Annotated in this window: 22 protein-coding genes; 10 read left to right on the top strand and 12 right to left on the bottom strand. The window is 69.0% G+C overall.

Annotation, left to right across the window (positions count from 1 at the left end):
• Positions 1-4: 4 nt before the first annotated feature.
• The 5 genes from ACH413_RS43660 to ACH413_RS43640 form a co-directional block, all read right to left on the bottom strand.
• Complete coding sequence (locus ACH413_RS43660; protein WP_360039152.1) at positions 5-754, bottom strand: glucose 1-dehydrogenase; 750 nt, start codon at positions 752-754, stop codon at positions 5-7.
• Positions 755-2,260, bottom strand: coding sequence for an aldehyde dehydrogenase family protein (locus tag ACH413_RS43655; protein WP_360039155.1), 1,506 nt, complete (start codon positions 2,258-2,260; stop codon positions 755-757).
• 8 nt (positions 2,261-2,268) lie between these two features.
• A complete protein-coding gene (locus tag ACH413_RS43650) occupies positions 2,269-3,117 on the bottom strand; it encodes an SDR family NAD(P)-dependent oxidoreductase (protein ID WP_360039158.1) in 849 nt (282 codons plus the stop codon).
• 24 nt (positions 3,118-3,141) lie between these two features.
• Complete coding sequence (locus tag ACH413_RS43645; RefSeq protein WP_360039161.1) at positions 3,142-4,227, bottom strand: Zn-dependent alcohol dehydrogenase; 1,086 nt, start codon at positions 4,225-4,227, stop codon at positions 3,142-3,144.
• 80 nt (positions 4,228-4,307) lie between these two features.
• A complete protein-coding gene (locus ACH413_RS43640; protein ID WP_360039164.1) occupies positions 4,308-4,499 on the bottom strand; it encodes a ferredoxin in 192 nt (63 codons plus the stop codon).
• Positions 4,500-4,544: 45 nt separating this feature from the next.
• Between ACH413_RS43640 and ACH413_RS43635 the strand changes: the two genes are divergently transcribed.
• Entirely contained in the window at positions 4,545-5,705 is a 1,161-nt protein-coding gene (locus tag ACH413_RS43635; protein WP_360039167.1) for an acyl-CoA dehydrogenase family protein, read from the top strand.
• Positions 5,706-5,727: 22 nt separating this feature from the next.
• A complete protein-coding gene (locus ACH413_RS43630; protein ID WP_360039170.1) occupies positions 5,728-6,639 on the top strand; it encodes an acyl-CoA dehydrogenase family protein in 912 nt (303 codons plus the stop codon).
• Here ACH413_RS43630 and ACH413_RS43625 read toward each other — a convergent pair whose 3' ends face one another.
• The 3 genes from ACH413_RS43625 to ACH413_RS43615 are packed head-to-tail and all read right to left on the bottom strand — an operon-like array spanning position 6,640 to position 10,311.
• The gene (locus ACH413_RS43625) at positions 6,640-7,635 is read right to left on the bottom strand and encodes a hypothetical protein (RefSeq protein WP_360039173.1); all 996 of its coding nucleotides are present in this window, start codon (positions 7,633-7,635) and stop codon (positions 6,640-6,642) included.
• 17 nt (positions 7,636-7,652) lie between these two features.
• Complete coding sequence (locus ACH413_RS43620; RefSeq protein WP_360039176.1) at positions 7,653-8,744, bottom strand: nitronate monooxygenase family protein; 1,092 nt, start codon at positions 8,742-8,744, stop codon at positions 7,653-7,655.
• Positions 8,725-10,311, bottom strand: coding sequence for an acyl-CoA synthetase (locus ACH413_RS43615; RefSeq protein WP_360039179.1), 1,587 nt, complete (start codon positions 10,309-10,311; stop codon positions 8,725-8,727). Before ACH413_RS43615 ends, ACH413_RS43620 begins: the two co-directional genes overlap by 20 nt.
• A 74-nt stretch (positions 10,312-10,385) precedes the next feature.
• Between ACH413_RS43615 and ACH413_RS43610 the strand changes: the two genes are divergently transcribed.
• The 3 genes from ACH413_RS43610 (at position 10,386) to ACH413_RS43600 (ending at position 12,786) form a co-directional block, all read left to right on the top strand.
• Positions 10,386-11,177 (top strand): crotonase/enoyl-CoA hydratase family protein, encoded by a 792-nt coding sequence (locus ACH413_RS43610; protein ID WP_330275067.1) that lies wholly within the window; start codon positions 10,386-10,388, stop codon positions 11,175-11,177.
• Positions 11,178-11,346: 169 nt separating this feature from the next.
• Positions 11,347-12,036 (top strand): hypothetical protein, encoded by a 690-nt coding sequence (locus ACH413_RS43605; RefSeq protein WP_360039182.1) that lies wholly within the window; start codon positions 11,347-11,349, stop codon positions 12,034-12,036.
• 27 nt (positions 12,037-12,063) lie between these two features.
• Positions 12,064-12,786, top strand: a complete 723-nt coding sequence (locus ACH413_RS43600) for an HAD family hydrolase (protein WP_360039185.1) — start codon at positions 12,064-12,066, stop codon at positions 12,784-12,786.
• Here the strand turns inward: ACH413_RS43600 and kstD are convergent.
• From kstD to ACH413_RS43580, 4 genes are read right to left on the bottom strand one after another with little or no spacing between them, the layout of a single operon-like run.
• Complete coding sequence (kstD, locus tag ACH413_RS43595) at positions 12,783-14,489, bottom strand: 3-oxosteroid 1-dehydrogenase (protein WP_360039188.1); 1,707 nt, start codon at positions 14,487-14,489, stop codon at positions 12,783-12,785. The two genes, ACH413_RS43600 and kstD, sit on opposite strands and share 4 nt — an antisense overlap.
• On the bottom strand, positions 14,486-14,938 hold the full coding sequence (locus tag ACH413_RS43590; protein WP_360039191.1) for a pyridoxamine 5'-phosphate oxidase family protein: 453 nt from the start codon (positions 14,936-14,938) through the stop codon (positions 14,486-14,488). Before ACH413_RS43590 ends, kstD begins: the two co-directional genes overlap by 4 nt.
• Positions 14,931-16,445, bottom strand: coding sequence for an acyl-CoA synthetase (locus ACH413_RS43585; RefSeq protein WP_360039194.1), 1,515 nt, complete (start codon positions 16,443-16,445; stop codon positions 14,931-14,933). Before ACH413_RS43585 ends, ACH413_RS43590 begins: the two co-directional genes overlap by 8 nt.
• A gap of 25 nt (positions 16,446-16,470) precedes the next feature.
• Positions 16,471-17,499, bottom strand: coding sequence for an LLM class F420-dependent oxidoreductase (locus ACH413_RS43580; protein WP_360039196.1), 1,029 nt, complete (start codon positions 17,497-17,499; stop codon positions 16,471-16,473).
• A 45-nt stretch (positions 17,500-17,544) separates the two neighbouring features.
• Here ACH413_RS43580 and ACH413_RS43575 point away from each other — a divergent pair, with 45 nt between their 5' ends.
• The 5 genes from ACH413_RS43575 to ACH413_RS43555 are packed head-to-tail and all read left to right on the top strand — an operon-like array spanning position 17,545 to position 21,988.
• On the top strand, positions 17,545-18,489 hold the full coding sequence (locus ACH413_RS43575; protein WP_360039199.1) for an OB-fold domain-containing protein: 945 nt from the start codon (positions 17,545-17,547) through the stop codon (positions 18,487-18,489).
• A 7-nt stretch (positions 18,490-18,496) separates the two neighbouring features.
• The gene (locus ACH413_RS43570; protein ID WP_360039202.1) at positions 18,497-19,552 is read left to right on the top strand and encodes a thiolase domain-containing protein; all 1,056 of its coding nucleotides are present in this window, start codon (positions 18,497-18,499) and stop codon (positions 19,550-19,552) included.
• On the top strand, positions 19,552-20,694 hold the full coding sequence (locus tag ACH413_RS43565; RefSeq protein WP_360039205.1) for a thiolase domain-containing protein: 1,143 nt from the start codon (positions 19,552-19,554) through the stop codon (positions 20,692-20,694). The genes ACH413_RS43570 and ACH413_RS43565 overlap by 1 nt, the downstream gene beginning before the upstream one ends.
• Positions 20,691-21,551 carry a TIGR03619 family F420-dependent LLM class oxidoreductase gene (locus ACH413_RS43560; RefSeq protein WP_360039207.1) on the top strand — a complete coding sequence of 287 codons (861 nt, stop codon included), beginning with the start codon at positions 20,691-20,693 and terminating at the stop codon, positions 21,549-21,551. Before ACH413_RS43565 ends, ACH413_RS43560 begins: the two co-directional genes overlap by 4 nt.
• Positions 21,548-21,988, top strand: a complete 441-nt coding sequence (locus ACH413_RS43555) for a nuclear transport factor 2 family protein (RefSeq protein ID WP_360039210.1) — start codon at positions 21,548-21,550, stop codon at positions 21,986-21,988. Before ACH413_RS43560 ends, ACH413_RS43555 begins: the two co-directional genes overlap by 4 nt.
• Positions 21,989-22,034 lie beyond the last annotated feature (46 nt).

The following is a 22,034-nucleotide window of genomic DNA, read 5'->3' as shown; positions in this document are numbered from 1 at the left end:
GAAGTCAGCCGCTCAGCGCGTGCGTCGCCGTCGCCCCTCCGTCCACCACGAACTCCCCGCCCGTGCAGTAAGCGCTTTCATCGCTGGCCAGGAACAACACCACGTTCGCGACGTCCTCCGGCTGCCCGATCCGCCGCAACGCGAGTTTCTTGCCGATCGGCGAGACGTCGATCTGCCGGCCCAGCGCCTCGCTGACCATCGGGGTGTCGATCGCGCCGGGATGCACCGAGTTCACCCGGATCCCGTGCTGCCCCAACTCCATCGCGGCGACCTTGGTCATGCCGCGGATCGCGAACTTGGACGCCGTGTACGCCACCAGATACGGCATACCGCCCAGACCTTCGACCGACGACACGTTCACGATCGAGCCACCGCCGGCGGCCCGCATCGACGAGACGACGGTGCGCATGCCGAGGAACGTGCCTACCTGGTTGATGCCGATCACCCGCTGGTAGTCGGCGAGCTTCGTCTCGGCCAACGCGGAGAAGTGCAGGATTCCGGCGTTGTTCACGAGAACCGTGATGTCGCCGAACGTCTGCACGGTGAACGCGACGGCCTCGGCCCACCCGTCCTCCGACGACACGTCCAGGTGGCAGTACTCGGCGCCGAGTTCGGCCGCGAGTTCCTTGCCCTGGTCGTCGAGGACGTCGGTGATCATCACCCGTGCGCCCTCGGCGACGAACCTGCGGGCCGCGGCCGCGCCCTGACCCCGGGCCGCGCCGGTGATCAGGGCTACCTTTCCGTCCAGCCGCATCTACATCATCTCGTCGGTCAGCGGCATCATCACGGTCTTGAGCTCGGTGTACGCCTCGTAGGCGCTCTGCCCGCCCTCCCGGCCGAGACCCGACTGCTTGTAGCCGCCGAACGGGATGTGCGGCTCGAGCTGGAACCCGTTGATGCCGACCATTCCAACGCGCAGCGCCTTCGAGACGCGGAACGCGCGGCGCACGTCGTTGGTGTAGACGCCGGCGCCCAGGCCGTACTCGGTGTCGTTCGCGATGCGGACGGCTTCCGCTTCGTCGTCGAACGGAACGACGGTCAGCACCGGGCCGAAGATCTCGTCCCGGGCGATCGCCATGTCGTTGGTGGCGTCGGCGAAAATCGTTGGTGCCACGAAGTTCCCGGACGCGTAGTCGCCGTCCAGACGGGTACCGCCGGTGACGAGCCTGGCGCCGTCCTCCTGGCCGCGTTCGATGTACCCGAGCACGCGTTCGAGCTGCTTGGCGTTGATCAGCGGGCTGGCCAGCACGGCGGGGTCGAACGGGTCGCCGAACGTCACCGCGCCCGCGAGCATCTGTGCCATCGCGATGAACTCGTCCTGCGCGTCCCGCTGCACCAACGCACGGGTGTGCGCGACGCAGGCCTGCCCGGACAGGCCCATGGTGACCATGCCCATGCAGGTCATCGCGGCCAGGCCGACGTTCGGCGCGTCCGCGAACACGATCGCCGGCGACTTCCCGCCCAGTTCCAGGGACACGCGCTTCATCGTTCCGGCGGAGGCCTCGACGATCCGGCGGCCGACCGTGCGGCTGCCGGTGAAGCTGATCTTGTCGACCCCGGGGTGGGTGATCAGCGCCTCGCCGGTCGGGTTGCCCGGCCCGGTGACGAGGTTGACCACGCCTTCCGGCAGGCCTGCCTCGATCAGCAGCTCGACCATGCGGATCACGCAGAACGACGCGAACTCCGACGGCTTCACCACGACCGTGCAGCCGGCGGCCAGCGCGGGTGCGAGCTTCTGGGCGAAGAGGACGAACGGCGCGTTCCACGGCAGGATCGCCGCGACGACGCCGACCGGTTCGCGGAACGTCATCGCGAGGTGGTCGCCGCCCTGGTACGGCGGCAGGGTCTGGCCGCCGACCTTGTCGATCCAACCCGCGTGGTGGTCGAAGATGTCCGCCGCGATGCCGACCGAGGTGGCGTAGATCTGGCCGAACGACAGCGGTACGCCGTTGTCCAGCGCCTGCAGCCCGCGCAGTTCGTCCGCGTGCTCGCGGATGAGATCGCCGTACCTGCGCAGGATCTTGATGCGCTCGCCGGCCCGGCTGCGGGGCCAGGGTCCCTCGTCGAACGCCTTGCGGGCGGCGAGCACGGCCGCGTCCACGTCCTTGGCCGACGCGACCGCGAAGCTGCCGATCTCCTCGCCGGTGGCGGGGTGGTGGTGGGTCCAGGTCTCGTCGGCCTCGCGGAACTCGCCTCCGATGAGGAGCCGGCCGTCCTTGAGGCCCAGCGTCTCGCGATGCGGTTGGACGGTGAGCGGCACAGCTCCTCCTACAGATCCATCGTTTCCGTGCAGGCGAAAGTCCTTTGTGGATCGCGATCGGCGAAGTGGCCGTCGAGATCGGTGAACGCGCCGAACTTCTGCTCGACCGTCGGCGGCGCCATCAGCGCGACCATGCCGCCGTGCACGACGAAGACCTGTCCGTTGATCTTGTCGCCGGACGGTCCCGCCAGGTGCGCCACGAACTTCGCGACGTGCTCGGGCGCCAGTGAGTCGTCTCCCTCTGGCGCGTCGCCGAACACGTGCGCTGTCATCTGGGTGCGGGCGCGCGGGCAGATCGCGTTGGCGCGCACGCCGTAGCGGCTGGTGCCACGGGCGGTCGCCACGGTCAGCGCCGCGATGCCGGCCTTCGCCGCCGCGTAGTTGGCCTGGCCTTCCGAGCCGAGCAGGAACGCCTCCGAGGAGGTGTTCACGATCCGCGCGTAGACCGGTGCGCCCGCCGCCTTCGACTGCTGCTTCCACAGCGAGACGGCGTTGCGCGACAACAGAAAGTGGCCGCGCAGGTGCACCCGCACGACCAGGTCCCACTCCTCGTCGGACATGTTGAACAGCATCCGGTCGCGCAGCACACCCGCGTTGTTCACGACGACGTGCAGCCCGCCGAACTGCTCCATCGCGGCGGCGACGAGGGCGTCGGCGGTACTCCGCTCACCCGCGTCACCTTCGACGACGACGCACTTCGCGCCCAGCTCCTCGATCTCGGCCGCAGCGGCGTCGGCCGATCCCGGCAGGTCGTTGAGCACGATCGACGCACCGGCTCTCGCGAGCTCCAGTGCTTCCGCGCGGCCGAGCCCGGCACCGGCGCCGGTGACCACGGCGACCTTCCCCGCAAGGTCCACAGAAGACTCCCAGAAAGAGGTGTGTCAGTCGAAGAGGATCACTTGGCGGATCAGGGATCCGCCGCCCTTGAGCGCCTGCAGGCCTTCGTTCACGTCCTCCAGCCGGATCCTCTTGCTGATCATGCCTTCGAGGTCCAGCCGGCCCTGCCGCCACAGCGCGATCATGCGCGGGATGTCCCGGCGGAAGTTCGCCGTCCCGTAGAACGAGCCGTGCAGGGTCTTGTCGTGCAGGAAGAGTTCCTGGGCGCTGAACGACACCATCGCGTCCGCCCGACCGGCGCCGACGACGACCGTGTGGCCACCACGGCGGGTCAAGTCCCACGCCTGCCGGATGGTCGCGGGCAGGCCGACGACGTCGAACACGTAGTCGAAGCCCATGCCGAAGTTGAGCTGGTTGTTCAGGTCCGCGACGCCGTCGGGCGTCGTCGCGTGCGTGGCACCGAACTTCTGCGCCACCTCGTGCTTCTCCAGCACCGGGTCGACCGCGACGATCCGTGCGGCGGCAGCGAGCCGGGCACCCTGGATCACCGCGACACCGACACCACCGCAGCCGATCACGGCGACGCTGGCACCTGCCTCGACCTTCGCGGTGTTGAGCACGGCTCCGACGCCGGTCAGGATGCCGCACGACAACAGCGCGGCCACGTCCCACGGCACGTCGTCGTCGATCTTCACCGCGGCGTCGGCGGGCACGACCATCTCCTCGGCGAACGCGCCGAGCCCCGCGTACCCGAAGGCCGGGTTGCCACCGACGACGAACCTCGGTGACGTGAACGCCGAAATGGTGTGCACGAGGCACAAATGCGATTGGCCCGTGACGCATTGGGCGCACTTCCCGCACGGCGGCACGAACGTGATCGCCACGTGGTCGCCGACCGCGAGCGACGTCACGGCGCTCCCGATCTCGGCGATCTCACCGGCGCCCTCGTGACCCACGACGCCCGGCGCGAGGGCCGGCAACGTTCCGTCCATTGCGGACAGATCGCTGTGGCACACCCCGCAGGCCTTGATCTTGATGCGGATCTCCTGCGGCCCCACCGGGGTGGTGGTCACGTCGTCGCGGAGCTCCAGCTTGTCGTCGCCTACCTGGTTGAGCACGGCAGCCTTCACCGGTATCACTCCTCGCTGAGCTCACACGGTCGAACTACCCGTCGCACACTAGAATCTGTTCTCTTTCATGACAAGGCCCATCAGCGTGAGAGCCTCAGTGCGCCCTTGGGGCACGACGCCACGGCGCGTTCAGCGGGAGCCTCCTCACCCGAGGCCAGCTCACCGTCCCGGATCTGCAGAACCTCGTCGTCGTCAAGGTCAAACACCTCGGGCAGGATTGACATGCACTCCCCGTGCGCCTCGCACAGCGAAGGGTCGACGTCGACCTTCATCGCGGCCTCCTGACATCAAGTAGAACTTGTTCTAGAGTAGCGGTCATGCGCATCGGTTTCACGCCCGAACAGGAGCAGTTGCGCCAGGAGCTGCGGGCGTACTTCGCCGCGCTCATGACGCCTGAACGCAGGGCCGGCCTCGCCGGTGGCGGCGACTACGGGGACGGCGAGGCCTACAAGGACACCGTCCGCCAGATGGGGCTCGACGGCTGGCTGACCATCGGCTGGCCGCGGGAGTACGGCGGCCGCGACCGTCCGATGATCGAGCAGCTGATCTTCCTGGACGAGGCGTCGGCGGCCGGCGCGCCCGTGCCGTTCCTGACGCTGAACTCCATCGGACCGACGATCATGTCCATGGGAACGCCCGAGCAGAAGGCGTTCTACCTGCCGAAGATCGCGTCCGGCGAGCTGCACTTCGCGATCGGCTACTCCGAACCGGAGGCGGGCACCGACCTCGCCGGCCTGCGCACGCGCGCCGTCCGCGAGGGCGACGAGTACGTGATCAACGGCCAGAAGATGTGGACGAGCCTCATCCAGTACGCGGACTACGTGTGGCTGGCCTGCCGCACGGACCAGGAGTCGCAGCGGCACAGGGGCCTGAGCATCATCATGGTGCCGACCACCGCGCCCGGCTTCTCCTGGACGCCGGTGCCGACGATGTCCGGCCCGACGACGAGCGCCACGTTCTACGACAACGTGCGCGTGCCGGCGGCGAACCTCATCGGCGAGGAGCACAAGGGCTGGAAGCTCATCACCAACCAGCTCAACCACGAACGCGTCGCCCTGTGCTCGGCCGCGCCCCTGCAGACCGCGCTGCGCGAAGTTCGTCAATGGGCGGACCAAACCGGTGCCGCGCAGCAGGAGTGGGTGCGCCTGCACCTCGCCCGCGTGCACGCCAAGACCGAGTTCCTCAAGCTCATCAACTGGCGGATCGCGTCCGGTGGTGACGAGGCCCCGTCGCCCGCGGAGGCGTCCGCCACCAAGGTGTTCGGCACCGAGTTCGCCACCGAGGGCTACCGGCTGCTGATGGAGGTGCTGGGCGCCAACGGAATCGTGCGCACCGGCTCACCGGGAGCGCTGCTGCACGGCCGGGTGGAGCGCATGCACCGGTCGTCGCTGATCCTGACGTTCGGCGGCGGCACCAACGAGATCCAGCGGGACATCATCGCGCGCGTGGGCCTCGGCTTGCCCGCTGTGCCCCGATAAATCGCTTCGGTAGGGAGACGACGTGGACTTCACCTTGACCGAGGCACAGCGCGAACTCGCCGCGCTGACCCGCAAGATCCTCGACTCGTCGGACTCGCCGTGGCTCGACCTGGTGAAGTCCGGGGTCGTGCCGGAGCAGCCCGACGAGTTCGGCGTGCTGGAGCAGTGCTCGGTGCTGATCGAACTGGGCCGCGCCGTCTCCCCAGTGCCCTACCTGCCGGCGACGATCGCGGCGTCGGCACTCGCGGAGTTCGGCACGGCCGAGCAACGCGAACGCTGGCTGACACCTGGAACCGTGCTGTCCGTGGCACTCTCCGAGGCCGACGGCGTGAAGACGACCGTCCCGTTCGCGACCACCGCGGCCGCTTTCCTGGTGACACAAGACGAACAGGTGTTGCTCGTCGAGGCGGACCAGTTGGAGATCACCGCGCAGGAACTGGTCGACGGTTCGGACGCGGGATCGTTCGCGCATTCCGGCGGGGAGCTGGTGCCCGGCCTCTCCCCTGACTGGCTGATCACGAGGTACACGCTGGGGTTGTGCGCTCTCCAGCTCGGCGTGACCGAACGCGCGCTGGAGCTGACGGCCGAATACGCGCGGACCCGCGTGCAGTTCGACCGGCCGATCGGCAGCTTCCAGGCCGTCGCGCAACGGCTCGCTGATGCGTACATCGACGTCGCGGCCATCCGTTTGACGCTCTGGCAAGCAGCCTGGCGCCTCTCCGAAGGCCTGGACACCTCCGAAGAGGTGGCCACCGCGAAGTTCTGGGCCGCCGACGCCGGGCACCGCGTCGCGCACACCGCCGTGCACGTGCATGGCGGAACGGGCATCGACATGAGCCACGAGGTCCACAGGTACTTCACCGCGGCCAAGCGCAACGAGTTCGAGCTGGGCGGGGCGACCGCCCAGCTCCTCAAACTCAGCGCGACGTGGTGATCAGCCGCACCGGAACCAGCGCGCGGGGTGCGAGCTCCCTCCGGGGCCGTGATAGGTACCGATCAGCACACCCTCGTCGGTGACGTCGCTGTGATAGGCCTGGGCCATCACGGGCTGCTTCTCCGAGCCGAGCGCGAACCGGATTCCTTCCTGCCACAGGCTCGCGACGCCGCCCGCGAAACCGAACACCAGGTGGCCGCTGGCGGACCTGCCGGACGGCCACGTACCGCCCTCCCAGGTCATGACCTGCTCGCCGGCGAGGTTCCACTCCCCCAAGCCGGACGACGTGGGGTACAGCACCCGATCGTTGTCGAAGACCACCGGTTGACTCATGTCCGGCAGTTCCACCTGCTGCCCGCTCGCGACGTCGGTCACGAAGACCGACGTGCCCGCGACCTGCACGAGCCTGCCGTCGTCGCTGATGCCGACGGCCGGCCCGGACAGGAACCCCTTCGCGGGTCCGTCGTGCGGCCACACCACGACCTGGCGGTCGTTCGGCGTGTCGCTCCGCCAGATCTCGCCGGCCACGTCACCGAGGTTGTTGACGGCCTTCGCCTGAGAACTGTGACCGGCAGGGGTCTCCAGGAGCTCGTAGGCACCGTCGCGGTAGCGGAAGGCCAGCGAACGCTGCTCGAGCAGGAGGTTCTGGCGGCCGACGACGAGCCCACTGTCGTTCACGTCCCTGGGACGGACGGCGATCAGGTCCGAGCCCGCTGAAGGCAGCCGGGTCACCGCGCCGTCGTCCCACAGCAGCCCGCTCTCACCGAAGTCCTCACCGACCTTCGCCTCGCCGACGATGAACCGGTTGCTGTCACTGCTCCCACTGGTCCTCGCGAACTCCGAGCCTTCCGGCACCGGCAGGTCGCGCGCGACCCACCGGCACGGCTCGGCCGACGCGTGCGGCGCCCCGATCGCGGACGCGAGCACCACCCCGCTGAAGAGCACGCCAAAAGCAAGTCTCCGCATCATGTTCCCCCTGGCCCAGCCCCCAGGCATGGGAGAAACCATACGGCTCAGCGGGACAGCTTCGTCAGCCTCTCGACCGTCTCCCCGTACTCGCGGAGCAGATCCGCCATCACGTCCGCGACCGGGCGCACGTCGTTCATCCGCCCGACGATCTGCCCGACCGGCATCGACACCACGGACGGGTCGTCGGACCGGGCGATCCGCAGGTGCGCCTCGCTCACCAGGATGTTCTGCAACGGCATCGGCAACGGGTCCGGGGCGCCCGGCTCCGCCCACGCCTCGGTCCACCGCGTCTTCAGCAGCCGCGCGGGTTTGCCGGTGTAGACGCGGGTGCGGACGGTGTCGCTGGAACCGGCGGCGAGCAACGCCTCCTTCGTGCTGGTGTTCCCCAGCGTGTACTCGGTCGTGGTGAGCCAGTACGAGCCCATCCACACCCCGGAGGCGCCCAACGCCATCGCCGCCGCGGCCTGGCGTCCCGAGCCGATCCCACCGGCGGCGAGCACCGGGACGTCCACCGCGTCCACGATCTCCGGCACGAGCACCATCGACGCGACCTCACCCGTGTGGCCGCCGGCCTCGTAACCCTGCGCCACCACGATGTCGACGCCGTTGGCCACGTGTCGGCGGGCGTGCTCCGCCTTGCCCGCCAGCGCGGCGACCGGAACTCCGGCCGCGTGCACCCGTTCGATGACGTCGGTGGGTGGTGAGCCCAGCGCGTTCGCGATGAGCCGGATCGGGTGTTCCAGCGCCACGTCGACGTGCGATCGCGCGACCGAGTGCAGCCAGCCGAGCACGCCCTCGCCGCCTTCGCCGTCGGGCAGCGGGGGCACGCCGAGCTTGAGCAGCGTCTGTTGCACGAACTCCTTGTGGCTCTGCGGAATGAGCCCGGCCAGGTCGATCTGCGTGCCTTCCTTCGGCACGGTGGCGGGCATGACGATGTCGACGCCGTACGGCTTGCCGTCGGTGTTCTCGTCCATCCACGTCAACGCGCGGTCGAGGTCCTCCGCGTCGTTGAACCGCACGCATCCGAGGACTCCGAGCCCGCCCGCCCTGCTGATCGCCGCCGCCACGTGCTCGGACGGCGTGAAGCCGAAGACGGGGTGCTCGATGCCCAGCTCGTCACACAGGCTGGTGCGCATGGTCCTCCACGTGGCGCTTCGCCCACTGGTAGTCGGGTTTGCCGCTCGGGGTGCGGCCGATCTCGCCGACGAGCCACAACGACCGCGGCACCTTGTAGCCCGCCAGGGTCTCGCGCACGTGAGCGTCCAGTTCGGACAGTGTCGGCGTCGCGCCGTCGCGCGGCTGGATGATCGCGCCGACCCGTTGGCCGAGCAGGTCGTCCGGGATGCCGATCACGAGCGCGTCGAACACGTCCGGATGCGACTTCAGCACCCCCTCGACCTCCTCCGGGAAGACCTTCTCGCCGCCGGTGTTGACGCAGGTGTTGCCGCGCCCCAGCAACGTGATGTCGCCGTCCTCCTCGAACCGGGCGAAGTCGCCGGGCACCGTGAACCGCTTGCCGTCGACCTCGACGAACATCCGCGCGGTCTTCTCGGGGTCCTTGTAGTAGCCGAGCGGGATGTGCCCGCCGCGCGCGAGCTTGCCGATGACGCCGGGCACCGGTTCGAGCTTGTTGCCGTCCTCGTCGATGACGATGGTGTCCTCGTTGAGCTTCACCTTGGTGCCGTCGGTCTTCACGATCTCCTTGGGCACCGCGCCGATGCCGGTGGACCCGGTCTCGCTCGACCCGATCGACTCCAGCAGCGTCGTGTGCGGCAGGAGTTCCTGGTACTGCCTCTTGACGGTGTAGGAGAACAGGGCGGCGCTGCTGTTGAGGATGAACAGCGACGAGCCGTCGTAGGACCCGCGCTGGAACTCCTCGATCAACGGCCGGCCCATCGCGTCGCCGGTGATGGCGGCGACCTGAACCTTTTCCCTTTCGATCACCTGCCAGATCTCGACGGGATCGAACTTGGGCACCAGCACCACCGTGCTGCCGCTGAACAACGCGCCGAGCACGGCCCACTGCGCCGCGCCGTGGATCAGCGGTGGCAGGCACAGCCTGATGAGCCCGTAGTCCTTGCCGGACTTGGCCTGCTGCCACTCGTCGGTGAGCCGCTCGCCGGTCACGAAGTCGATGCCGCCGCCGAGCGTGCGCCACACGTCCTCGTGCCGCCACATCACGCCCTTGGGCATGCCGGTCGTGCCGCCGGTGAACAGGATGTAGAGGTCGTCCGGGCTGCGCGGCTCGAAGTCCCGCTCGGGTGACTCCTCGGCCAGCGCGGTCTCGTAGTCGGCGCCGGCGAAGGATTCCTCCGTCTCGTCGTCGATCACGACCGCGTGGCCGGGGACGCCGACCTCCGCGACCAACGGCGAGTACCGCCGATCGTGTACGAGTGCCTTCAGATCCGCTTCACCGAACAAGTACTGCAACTCGTTCTTGGTGTAGCGGTAGTTCACGTTGATGGCCACGGCGCGCAGCTTGAAGACCGCGAGCATGGCCTCGACGAGCTCGATCGAGTTGCGCGCGTAGAGCCCCACGTGCGCACCCTGTGTCACGCCGTTCTTTGCCAGGTGGTGAGCCAGTTTGTTGGCTCGCGCCTCAAGTTCGGCGTAGGTGACCCTCTTGGACCCGCACACGAGCGCGGTCCGGTCGGGCACGGTGTCGGCGGCGTGTTCAACGAGGTCTGCGACGTTGAGGGCCATGGTGAGCAAAGTAGAACGTGTTACTGTTCTCGACAATCCCCCGTGCGGTCAGACTCGATCCAGGAGGCGCGTGAATGACGACCACGACGGAACCACATGCGTTGGTGGACTTGGTCGGCAACGTCCTGGTCGTCACGATGAACCGCCCAGAGGTTCGCAACGCGTTGTCCGGCCCGATGCTGGCCATCATGCGCGAGGCGTGGGACCGGGTGGACTCCGATCCGGACGTGCGCGTCTGCATCCTCACCGGCGCGGGTGGCTCGTTCTGCGCGGGCGCGGACCTGAAAGCCATGACGTCCAACCATCCCAGTGAGAACGCCGGCAAGTTCGACTTCTCCGTCATCGAACCGCTGCTGAAAGGTCGTCGATTGACGAAACCGCTCATCGCGGCGGTGGAAGGACCCGCGGTCGCGGGCGGCACGGAAATCCTGCAGGCGACGGACATCCGCGTGGCCGGCGAGAGCGCGCGGTTCGGCGTCTCGGAGGCGCGCTGGGGCCTGTTCCCGCTGGGCGGCTCGGCGGTCCGGCTGCCACGCCAGATCCCGTACACGGTGGCGGCAGACCTTCTGTTGACAGGACGGCACATTCGCGCGGCGGAGGCCAAGGAGATCGGGCTGATCGGGCACGTGGTGCCGGACGGTCAGGCGCTGGACAAGGCCATGGAGCTCGCCGCGTTGATCACGGCCAACGGGCCGATCGCGGTCCAGAAGATCCTGCAGACCATGCGGGAGACCGAGGCCATGCACGAGAACGACGGGTTCAAAGTGGACGCTCGACTGGGCATGGAGGTGTTCTCCAGCGAGGACGCCAAGGAAGGACCTCGCGCCTTCTCCGAGAAGCGCAAGCCGGAGTTCAAAGGTCGCTAGATAGCTCCCGAACCAATTCGTTCGTGCCCGTAACACTTCGCGGGACTGCTCCGATCTGCGTATCAAACATCCGCGGTCCGGGGCAGGTGCAGGTCTTGAAACACTCCGATCAGTCGGCCGAGAACGACACAGCGGGGATGTCCACGGCACGTCGTTGCAGGCCACGTCGATGGGCGACGTGTATCTCGGCGAGCCCGCCCGGCCCCGGTGGCTCAAAGCCGTGCAGTACCTGGCCGTGCCGGCGGTGGCGGTCGTCGCGGGCGCCACGCTGACGGTCGTCCAGCTGGTGTCGCGTCCCCAGCCGATCACGGAGACACCGGTGGCCGAGGCGAGTTCTGTCCCGGCGGAGACCGGCACGACCTCGCCACCGGCCCCCGCGGCGGGTGCGCAGACGCCCGCCACCATGGCCGGTGCGAACCGGCCGGTGCCGTCCGGGTCGACTCCGCGCACGGCCGGCGGCACCTCGGTCACCGCCGCGCCCACGACGACGAGCAAGGCCGCCGTGGCCGCACCGCTGAGCACCGGCGTGCGGTTCAGCGGCGAACTGCGGTTCGGCAGCTTCCACCTGGACCCCGCCACCCCGCGCGACGTGCCGGAGTCGAACGTCTGGGCGCTCACCCCGACCCGCCTGCACGGCGACCCCGGTTACTGGCTGGCGGAGTGGCACAGCGACGGCGTGCCGGGGCACCAGGAGTGCGTGGCCCACCTCGCGAAGAACGCCACGCTGGACGCGGACAACGTGGTCATGGGCAGCCGGGTCTGCGGGAAGTCCCCCGAGGGCAGGATCTTCCGGATCGACGTCACCGTGCTGGACGGCAGCGCGATCACCGGCCAGGTCACCGTGTGGGAGTCCTCCTAGCCCGGGATGGTGGTTAGCATCGGATTCGTGAGACCTGTCGTCATCGTCGACCTCGACGACTGCCTGATCCCGGACGGCGCCGCCGCGCGTGCCGCCATCGCCGCCGTGCTGGACGAGTTCGCGATCACCGCGACCGAGCAGGCCGTCGACGCGGTGCTGGCCGCCGCCCGCCGGGAGTGGCGCGAGAACCGGCAGATCACCCATCGCGAGGTCGAACGGGTCGCGTCCTGGGAGGCGCTCTGGGCGGACTTCCACGAGCTGCCGATGCCGCAGGAGACCGTTCAGGCGTTGGTGGGCAACGACGTGCGGGCGTGGCGGCTCGCCCTGGACGACCTGGGAAGTGCCGCCGACGCCGCGGAAGCCGCGCTGGCGTTCCGCAGGCTGCGCAGGGCTTTGGTGCGACCGTTCCCCGGTGTGGAGTCCGCATTGGACTCGTTGCGCGAACGCCACGAGCTGTGGCTCGCCACGGACGGCTGCCGGTCGCTCCAGCGCGCGAAGATCCAGCTGTCCGGGCTGGGCGACCGGTTCGAGCGCGTGTTCGTCTCCGGTGAGGTCGGGCATCCGAAGGGCACCGCCGAGTTCACCGCGGCCGTGCGCACCGCGCTGACGGACGGCCGGACGGTGTGTCTCGTCGCGGGCGACAGCACGACCACCGATCTCCTGCTCGCGGAGACCGGTGGCTGGCCGTTCGTGCAGATCACCGACGAGGTGCGGTTCGCGGACGTGCCCGCGCTGTGCCGCTGCCCCTAGACGTCGTTGGCCGCGATGTACCCGAACGTCATGGCGGGCCCGATCGTCGATCCCGCCCCGGCGTAGCTGTGTCCCATCACGGCCGAACTGACGTTGCCCGCCGCGTACAGCCCGGGAATCACCGAACCGTCCGGCCGCAGCACGCGGGCACGTGCGTCGGTGACCAGGCCGCCCTTCGTGCCGAGGTCGCCGGGCACGATCTTGAAGGCGTAGAACGGCGGCGCCCACAGCGGTGCGAGGCACGAGTTCGGGAAGACCGCGGGGTCCGTGTAGTAGTGGTCGTAGGCGCTGTCGCCGCGTTTGAAGTCGGGGTCGCGGCCGGTCATGGCCTGGCCGTTGAACCGGCTGACGGTCGACTTCAGCGCCGCGCCGGGAACCCCGATCGCGCTCGCCAGGCCGTCCAGGGACCAGTTCTTCACCACGGCGCCGGACTGGTACCAGCCGTCGGGCAGCGGCAGGGTCGGGGCCACGTCGGCGAACAGGTACCTGTTGCGGTAGTTCTGGTCCACCACGAGCCAGGCCGGGATGCACGGGTCGTCGGGGTTCTTGTCGTACATGACGTGCACGACGTCGCTGTAGGGCGCGGCCTCGTTGACGAACCGCCTGCCCGCCGCGTTGATCATCAGGCCGCCGGGAAGCGTGCGTTCGGCGAGGCAGAAGTACGGCGAGCCCGGCGTCGGGATGGCCGGGCCCCACCAGGCGTCGTCCATCAGGTCGAGCGCGGCGCCCGCGCGTTGGCCGGCGCGGTGGCCGTCGCCGGTGTTCTCCTTCGCGCCGACCGTCCACTGCGTACCGATCGGCTGGCGCTGGTACTGGGCGCGCATCGCCGCGTTGTGCTCGAAGCCGCCGGAGCCCATGATCACGCCCCGGCGGGCACGCACGACGCCCCGTGACGTCAGCACTCCCTTGACGGCGCCGTTCTCCACGACCAGGTCTTCGAGGCCGGTGTTGAGCCACACCGGGACGTTCACCTGTTGCAGCCCCGCCCGCAGACCACCGGCCAGCGCCTGGCCCATGGTCAACGGCTTCTGGCCCGCAAGAGCGGCCGCCGTACCTCGCGCCAACGCCGCTGCGGCTGTCGCGGCGCCCTTCGCGTTGACCAGGGCCAGCGCCAGCCACTTGTAGTCGGCGCCGTAGATGACCATGCCCGCCGGGGTGGCGAGGTAGGGCGCGTTCAGGTTCGCGAGTTCGGCACCGAGGATCCGGCCGTCGATCATCTCGGGCTCGATCGAGCGGCCCTTCGCGATGCCACCGGGGTATTCCGGGTAGTAGTCGCTGTAGCCGTCCATGTGCCGGAAGCGCAGCGGGCTGTTGCGCATGACGAACGAGATCATCTGCGGCCCGTGGGACAGGTAGGCCTGCTGCCGCACCAACGGGATGTCGCCGACGACCGCCGCCATGTACTGCGCGGCCTTCGCGGGCGTGTCCGGGATGCCGGCCGCGAGGATGACCTCGTTGTTGGGGATCCAGATGCCGGCACCGGACCGCGCGGCGGAACCGCCGTAGGTCGGCGCCTTCTCCACGACCACGCAGCTCAGTCCGCGCTTGGCCGCGGTGAGCGCGGCGGTCATGCCGGCCGCGCCGGCGCCGACCACCACGACGTCGAACTCGCCGAGGTCGGCGGAGGCCGGCGACGGTTTGACGAGTCCGGAGGCCAGTGCGAGACCGGCTCCGGCGAGCACCTGACGGCGGTTCAGGTTCACGGGTTCACTCCAGACATCGTCTTCCGGTGGTCCCAGCTGGCGGTCTTGGTCGGACGGAAGATCACGGCGGCGCGCCTCGACATGGCCTTGCGCAACGCCTCACGAGCATCGGGATCGTCGCCGACCTCGCCGAAGTTGCGCGCCACGACGGCGTCCACGACAGGGCCGAGCTCGGTGAACTCGGTGACGCCCTCCATGTGCACGCCGCGCAACTGGTCGTAGGTCTCCCCCGCCTCGGCCAGCACGCTGCACCGCGGATCCCGTTGCAGGTTCACGATCTTCTGCGACTTGCGGTCGGTGCAGAACACGAGTGCGCCGTCCACCCACGCGAACCACATTGGCGCGAGATGCGGCAACCCGTTGCGGCCGATGGTGGCCACGATCAACGTCTTCTGCTCACCCAGAAAGGCCTCGACCTCTTCGGCCGACATCTTGATCGCGTCACGCACGGTCGCGCAGCTTTCGCTTGTACAGCTTGCCGTTCGGGTCACGCGGCAACTCGGCCATGTACTCGACAGTTCGTGGCAGCTTGAACTTCGCGAGCCTCGTCCGCGCGAACTCGAGGATCTCCTCGGTCAGCGCCTCCGAAGGCTCAACGCCATCGGTGGGCTGCACGACAGCCTTGATCGCCTCGCCCCAGTCCGGGTGCGGCACGCCGAACACGGCCACGTCCGCGACCTTGGGATGGCAGATGAGCTCGCCCTCGATCTCCGCCGGGTAGATGTTCACGCCACCGGAGATGATCATGTCGTTCTTGCGGTCGCACAGGAACAGGTAGCCGTCCTCGTCCAGATAACCGATGTCCTGCAACGTGAACAGCTTGCCCACCCGCGCGGCACGGGTCTTCTCCGCGTCCTTGTGGTACTCGAAGGTCGCGTCGCCCATCCGCATGTAGACCAGGCCTTGCTCGCCAACGGGCAGCTCGGTGCCGTCCTCGCCCAGGATCTTGATCTCGGACGTCGGCCACGGCAGCCCGACGGAACCCGGTTTGCGCAGCCATTCCTGAGCGGTGATCGCGGTGCCGCCACCCTCGGTGGCCGCGTAGTACTCGATCACGACCGGACCCCACCAGTCGAGCATCCGGCGCTTGACCTCCAGGGGGCACGGCGCCGCGCCGTGGATCATCGCGCGCAGCGAACCCATGTCGTACTTGGCCTTGACGTCGTCCGGCAGCGCAAGGAGCCGGTGGAACTGGGTCGGCACCATGTGGCTGTGGGTGACCTTGTGCCGTTCGATCAGCCGCAGCATGTCCTCGGGCGCCCAGTGGTCCATCAGCACGGCGGCGTGGCCGAGCTGGATCGAGATGACGACGAAGTTGAGCACCGCCGTGTGGTAGAGCGGCGACCCGCACAGGTGCACGTGCCCGTCGTGCGGCTTGATCCCGAAGATGCCGAAGAACCAGGGAGCGGACGGCGGCACGACATCGGGGTCGGCGCCGGTCAACGGCCTGCGCACGCCCTTGGGCCGGCCGGTCGTGCCGGAGGTGTAGAGCATCGGCGACCCGGTGGTGCGCCCTTCTGGACGACCTTCCTCGCCGGCCCCGAGCTTCGCCAGCGGTTCGAAGTCCGGGATGTCCCCGACCGCGAACCGGGCGTTGGCGGGCAGACTGGCCGACGCCTCCGCGGCGGCGGCCGCGAACCGTTCGTGGGCAACGAAAGCCTTCGCTCCGCTGTCCTGCACGAGGTACGCGACCTCGGCCCCGGTCAGGTGCCAGTTGGCCATCACGACGTAGAGGCCGGTCTGGAAGGCGGCGAAGTACACCGACACCAGGTCGGCGCTGTTGGGCAGCATCAGCACGATGCTGTCGCCGGGTTCGAGGCCCAGGGCCCGGAACCCGCGTCCGTAGCGGTTCGCGGCGTCCGCGAGCTCCGAGTAGGTGATCTCTCGACCACTCGGATCGACCAGCGCGGTCAGGTCCGGCTGATCGGCAGCGATGTTCCAGAGTCCTGTGACCACACCCTCAAAGTAGAACGCGTTTCACCTACTGACAAGCCTCCGACAAGGCCTTGATCGAGGCAACGTCGCGGCATCCGACGAGCAGCGTCGTCACGCCCGCCTTCTCCCAGCGGCGAACCTCGTCTCGCACGTGCTCGGCGGTGCCGACGATGCTGATCTCGGCCACCAGCTCGTCCGGAACCACCTGCGCCGCCTCGTCCTTGCGGCCCGCCTGGAACAGCTTGCCGACGTCCTGGACGACCTCGCCGTATCCCATGCGGGTGAAGACCTCGGCGTGGAAGTTCATCCCCGGCGCGCCCATTCCGCCGATGTACAAAGCGACGAACGGCTTCAGCATGGCCCTGACAGCAGCCGGATCGTCCGTCACCACGACCTGACACGTGGCCGCGACCTCGAAGTTCTCCCTGCTACGACCCGATTTCGCGAACCCTTCGTCGAGCCACTCGTCGTACATGCCGGCGAGCCGCGGCGCGTAGTAGATGGCGAGCCACCCGTCCGCGATCTCGGACGTCAGCGCGACGTTCTTCGGACCCTCCGCGCCGAGCCAAATGGGCAGGTCAGCGCGCAGCGGATGGGTGATGGGTTTCAACGGCTTGCCCAGCCCCAGGGCACCGGGCCCCTGATAGGGCAACGGATAGTGCGGGCCGTCGTTGCGGACCGGCGCCTCGCGGGCCATCACCTGCCGCAGGATCGACACGTACTCCCTGGTCCTGGCCAGGGGTTTCGCGAACGGCCGCCCGTACCAGCCCTCCACGACCTGCGGCCCGGACACACCCAGACCGAGCACGAACCGCCCGCCGGAGAGGTGGTCCAGGGTCAGCGCGTGCATCGCGCAGGCGGCCGGTGTGCGGGCCGACATCTGCACGACGGACGTGCCGAGCCGCACCCGCGAGGTCGCGGATCCCCACCACGCCAACGGGGTGAACGCGTCCGACCCCCACGCCTCGGCGGCGAACACCGCGTCGAAGCCGAATTCCTCCGCCGCCGCCACGAGTTCGGCGGCGTTCTGAGGCGGACCGGCGCCCCAGTACCCGAGCTGCAGACCGAGCTTCATGCCCTCATCTTGCCACCATTTCGAGAACCTGTTTCACTTTGATCTGTGACTCGGCCGCTGAGTGCTCCGCTCGACGTTGGCTTCGACTACACGCGCTCGCTCGGCCCGACGCTGGGCCGGTTCCTCTCGGATCTCCGCCGCCGCAAGGTGACCGGGATCCGGGGCAGTGACGGGCGCGTGCACGTTCCACCGCTCGAGTACGACCCCGTGACCGCCGAACGTCTCCACGAGTTCGTGGACGTGACGGCGACCGGTGTCGTGCGCGGGTGGTCATGGATTCCCGAACCCCTCGAAGGACAGCCGCTCGACCGGCCGTTCGCGTGGGCGCTCATCCAGCTCGACGGCGCCGACACCTCGTTGCTGCACGCCGTCGACGCGGGTTCACCGGACCAGATGGCGACCGGAACACGCGTGCGCGCAAGGTGGCGTGACGAACGCGTCGGCGCGATCACCGACATCGAGTGCTTCGAGATCTCCGACGAGCCCGCCGACGAACCCGTCGACGCCGAGGCCGTCACGATGGTCACGACACCGGTGAACCTGCACTACACGCACTCGGCGTCGCCGACGGAGGACCCGTTCCTGCGCGGCCTCATGGAAGGCAGGCTGATCGCCCAGCGCTGCCCGGTGTGCGAGAAGGTCTACTTCCCGCCGCGCCCCGCCTGCCCCGTGGACGGCGTGCCGACGACGGACCAGATCGAACTGTCCGACCGCGGCACCATCACGACGTACTGCGTGGTCAACGTGCCGTTCCTCGGCCAGCGCATCCCGCCGCCGTACGTCTCGGCGTACGTGCTGCTCGACGGCGCGGACATCCCGTTCCTGCACCTGCTGCTCGGCGTCGCACCGGAGGACGTGCGGATGGGCATGCGGGTGGAGGCGGTCTGGAAGCCGCGCGAGGAGTGGGGCCCGACGATGCAGAACATCGACCACTTCAGGCCGTCCGGTGAGCCGGACGCGCCGTTCGACTCCTACTCCCAGCACCTGTGAGGCTCGCGTGCGTGACATTGCGGTAGTCGGCTTCGCGCAGACGCCCTGCGTGCGCGAGACCGACGGCACCACCAACGGTGTCGAGATGCTGGTGCCGATCTTCCACGAGGTGCTCGGCGGGCTCGGGATCACCAAGACCGACATCGGGTTCTGGTGCTCGGGCTCCTCGGACTACCTGGCCGGGCGCGCGTTCTCGTTCGTCTCCGCGGTCGACGCGATCGGCGCCTTCCCGCCGATCGCCGAGTCGCACGTCGAGATGGACGCGGCCTGGGCGCTGTACGAGGCGTGGGTGAAGCTGCTCTGCGGCGAGATCGACACCGCCCTGGTCTACGGCTTCGGCAAGTCGTCGGCGGGCCAACTGCGGCGGGTCATGGCGATGCAGCTCGACCCCTACCTCGTGACGCCGCTGTGGCCGGATTCCCTTGGCCTGGCCGGGATTCAGGCGCGGATGGGCATCGAGAACGGGCTGTGGGACGAACGCGCGATGGCCGCCGTGGCCGCGCAGAGCCGTTCCGCCGCCCTCTCGAACCCGCTGGCCCAGCTGTCCGGTGAGGTCGACGCCGACGAGTTGCTGACCTTGCCGTACGTCGCGGATCCGTTGCGCCGCCACGACTGCGCGCCGATCACCGACGGCGCCGCGACGATCGTGCTGGCGGCCGGCGACAAAGCCCGCGAGCTGTGCGAACGACCGGCGTGGATCACCGGGTTCGAACACCGCACCGACTCGCCGTCGTTCGGCACGCGCGACCTCACCACGTCGCCCTCGGCGGTGGCCGCAGGCAAGGCGGCGGGCACCGACGGCGTCCAGGTCGCGGAGCTGCACGCGCCGTTCACGCACCAGGAGATCCTGCTGCGCCAGGCACTCGGGCTCGGCGACGACGTGACCGTGAACCCGTCCGGCGGAGTGCTGGCGGGCAACCCGATGTTCGCGGCCGGGCTGGCGCGCATCGGTGAGGCAGCCCGCCGGATCCACGACGGCACCGCTCAGAAGGTCCTCGGGCACGCCACCAGTGGCCCGCTGCTCCAACAGAACCTCGTCTGCGTGATGGAAGGGCGGCAGTGATGCGACCGGCAGCAGTGGTCGGCGTCGGCCAGACGCACCACGCCGCGAAACGCCTCGACGTGTCGATGGCGGGCCTGTGCCGTGAGGCGATCGACCGCGCGATGGCCGACGCCGGCGTGGACTGGTCCGACATCGACGCCGTGGTCCTCGGCAAGGCCCCGGACCTGTTCGAGGGTGTGATGATGCCCGAGCTGTTCCTCGCCGACGCCCTGGGCGCGGTCGGAAAACCGTTGCTGCGCGTGCACACCGCCGGTTCGGTCGGCGGCAGCACGGGCAACGTGGCCGCCTCGCTCGTCCAGTCCGGCGTGCACAACCGCGTCCTGGCCGTGGCGTTCGAGAAGCAGTCCGAGTCGAACGCGATGTGGGCGCTGTCCGTGCCGACGCCGTTCACCATGCCCGTGCACGCGGGTGCGGGAGGCTACTTCGCACCGCACGTGCGCTCGTACATCCGCCGAGCCAGCGCTCCCGAGCACATCGGCGCGATGGTCGCGGCCAAGGACCGGCGCAACGGCGCCAAGAACCCCTACGCGCACCTCAAACAACCGGACATCACCGTCGAGTCGGTGCAGGCCTCCACCATGCTGTGGGACCCGATCCGCTACGACGAGACGTGTCCGTCGTCGGACGGTGCCTGCGCGGTGGTGATCAGTGCGGAACCCACGTCGGGCCGGGCCGCCTGGATCCGCGCGACCGCGATGCGCACCGAGCCCACCACGTTCGCCGGACGCGACCAGGTCAACCCGCAGGCCGGTCAGGACGCGGCTCGCGCGCTGTGGAAGCAGGCGGGCATCACCGACCCGCTGTCCGAAGTGGACGCCGCCGAGATCTACGTGCCGTTCTCGTGGTTCGAGCCGATGTGGCTCGAGAACCTCGGCTTCACCGACATCGGCCAGGGCTGGAAGCTCACCGAGGCCGGCGAGACCGAGATCGGCGGGCGCCTGCCGGTGAACCCGAGCGGCGGCGTGCTCTCGTCCAACCCGATCGGCGCCTCCGGTCTGCTGCGCTTCGCCGAAGCCGCCATGCAGGTCATGGGCACCGCGGGAGACCACCAGGTCGACGGCGCGCGGGTCGCGCTGGGCCACGCGTACGGCGGTGGTTCGCAGTTCTTCGCCATGTGGGTCGTCGGATCGGAGAAGCCATGAAGTTCACCGTCGGCATCGCCATGAGCCCGCTCGACCAACTGACCGAGTTGGCCCAGTGCGCCGAGGAGTGCGGTTACGCCTCGATCGCGTTGCCGGACTCGTTGTTCTTCTCGGAGAAGGTGTCCGCGGACTACCCGTACACCCCGGACGGGTCCCGCATGTGGAACGCCGACACGCCGTGGGTGGACCCGTTCGTCGCCGCCGCCGCGATGGGCGCCGTGACGTCCCGGATCAACTTCTACACGCAGGTCCTGAAACTGGGCTCCCGCAACCCGTTGCTGCTCGCCCGCCAGGTCGGGTCGGTCGCGCACATGACCGGCAACCGGTTCGGGTTCGGCGTCGGCCTCGGCTGGTCGCCGGAGGAGTTCGAGTGGTGCGGCGTGCCGTACAAGAACCGCGGCCCGCGCGTGGACGAGATGATCGACGTGCTGAAGCTCGTGCTCGGCGGCGGAATGGTCGAGTACCACGGCGACTACTTCGACTTCGACCGGCTGCAGATGTCGCCGGCCCCCACGTCGCCGGTGCCGTTCTACGTCGGTGGGCACTCCGCCGCCGCGTTGAAGCGCGCCGCCCGCGTCGGGGACGGCTGGACGTCGGCGATGATCAAGTTCGAGGAGCTCAAGTCGGTGATCGCGCAGCTCGACGATCTCGGCTGCTTTGAGCGGCCGTTCGAGATCCAGGCCGTGTGCATCGACCGGTTCGGGCTCGACGGCTACAAGCAGCTCGACGAGATCGGCGTGACCGACACGATCGTCGTGCCGTGGCTGTTCTACGGCGTCGGCTTCGACGGCAGCCTGCAGGCCAAGAAGGACGGACTTCGGCGCTTCGCCGACGAGGTGATCGGAGAGTTCGCGTGACCGCAGTTACCTGGACGGCGTCCAAGACGGAAACCCCTGCCCGCGTGGCGTCCTGGCGTTCCATGGAGGCCGTGTCGAGCGGTCTCAAGGAAGACTGGCTGGCCCTGTTCGCCGAGGACGCCGTCGTCGAGGACCCGGTGGGCCCGTCGATGTTCGACGCCGAGGGCAAGGGCCATCACGGCAAGGAGGCGATCGCGGCCTTCTGGGACCTCGCGATCGCCAACGTCGAACGCTTCGAGTTCGCGATGCACGACTCGTTCGCGGCCGGTTCCGAGTGCGCGAACGTGGGCACGATCAGCGCGTTCCTGCCCGGCGGGGCGCGCGTCGACACCGAGGGCGTGTTCGTCTACAACGTGGGCGAGGACGGGCTGATCAAGTCGATGCGGGCGTTCTGGGAGACGGAACGGGCGATGGCCACCCTGCGCGTCGAGTCGTAGCAGACATGAGTGAGGGCCCCTCCGCGACACCGGAGGGGCCCTCGGC

The organism is Lentzea sp. NPDC020367, assembly GCF_044387305.1.
Lineage (GTDB): Bacteria > Actinomycetota > Actinomycetes > Mycobacteriales > Pseudonocardiaceae > Lentzea.
The sequence above is the reverse complement of the archived record's forward strand: the minus strand, read 5'-3'. Positions and strand labels throughout refer to the sequence as shown.

Excerpts from the sequence above, each read along its gene's own strand:
- ACH413_RS43660 (WP_360039152.1), bottom strand. The coding sequence starts at position 754 with ATGCGGCTGGACGGAAAGGTAGCCCTGATCACCGGCGCGGCCCGGGGT.
- ACH413_RS43640 (WP_360039164.1), bottom strand. The coding sequence starts at position 4,499 with ATGAAGGTCGACGTCGACCCTTCGCTGTGCGAGGCGCACGGGGAGTGC.
- ACH413_RS43635 (WP_360039167.1), top strand. The coding sequence starts at position 4,545 with ATGCGCATCGGTTTCACGCCCGAACAGGAGCAGTTGCGCCAGGAGCTG.
- ACH413_RS43625 (WP_360039173.1), bottom strand. The coding sequence starts at position 7,635 with ATGCCTGGGGGCTGGGCCAGGGGGAACATGATGCGGAGACTTGCTTTT.
- ACH413_RS43620 (WP_360039176.1), bottom strand. The coding sequence starts at position 8,744 with ATGCGCACCAGCCTGTGTGACGAGCTGGGCATCGAGCACCCCGTCTTC.
- ACH413_RS43615 (WP_360039179.1), bottom strand. The coding sequence starts at position 10,311 with ATGGCCCTCAACGTCGCAGACCTCGTTGAACACGCCGCCGACACCGTG.
- ACH413_RS43610 (WP_330275067.1), top strand. The coding sequence starts at position 10,386 with ATGACGACCACGACGGAACCACATGCGTTGGTGGACTTGGTCGGCAAC.
- ACH413_RS43605 (WP_360039182.1), top strand. The coding sequence starts at position 11,347 with ATGGGCGACGTGTATCTCGGCGAGCCCGCCCGGCCCCGGTGGCTCAAA.
- ACH413_RS43580 (WP_360039196.1), bottom strand. The coding sequence starts at position 17,499 with ATGAAGCTCGGTCTGCAGCTCGGGTACTGGGGCGCCGGTCCGCCTCAG.
- ACH413_RS43565 (WP_360039205.1), top strand. The coding sequence starts at position 19,552 with ATGCGACCGGCAGCAGTGGTCGGCGTCGGCCAGACGCACCACGCCGCG.
- ACH413_RS43560 (WP_360039207.1), top strand. The coding sequence starts at position 20,691 with ATGAAGTTCACCGTCGGCATCGCCATGAGCCCGCTCGACCAACTGACC.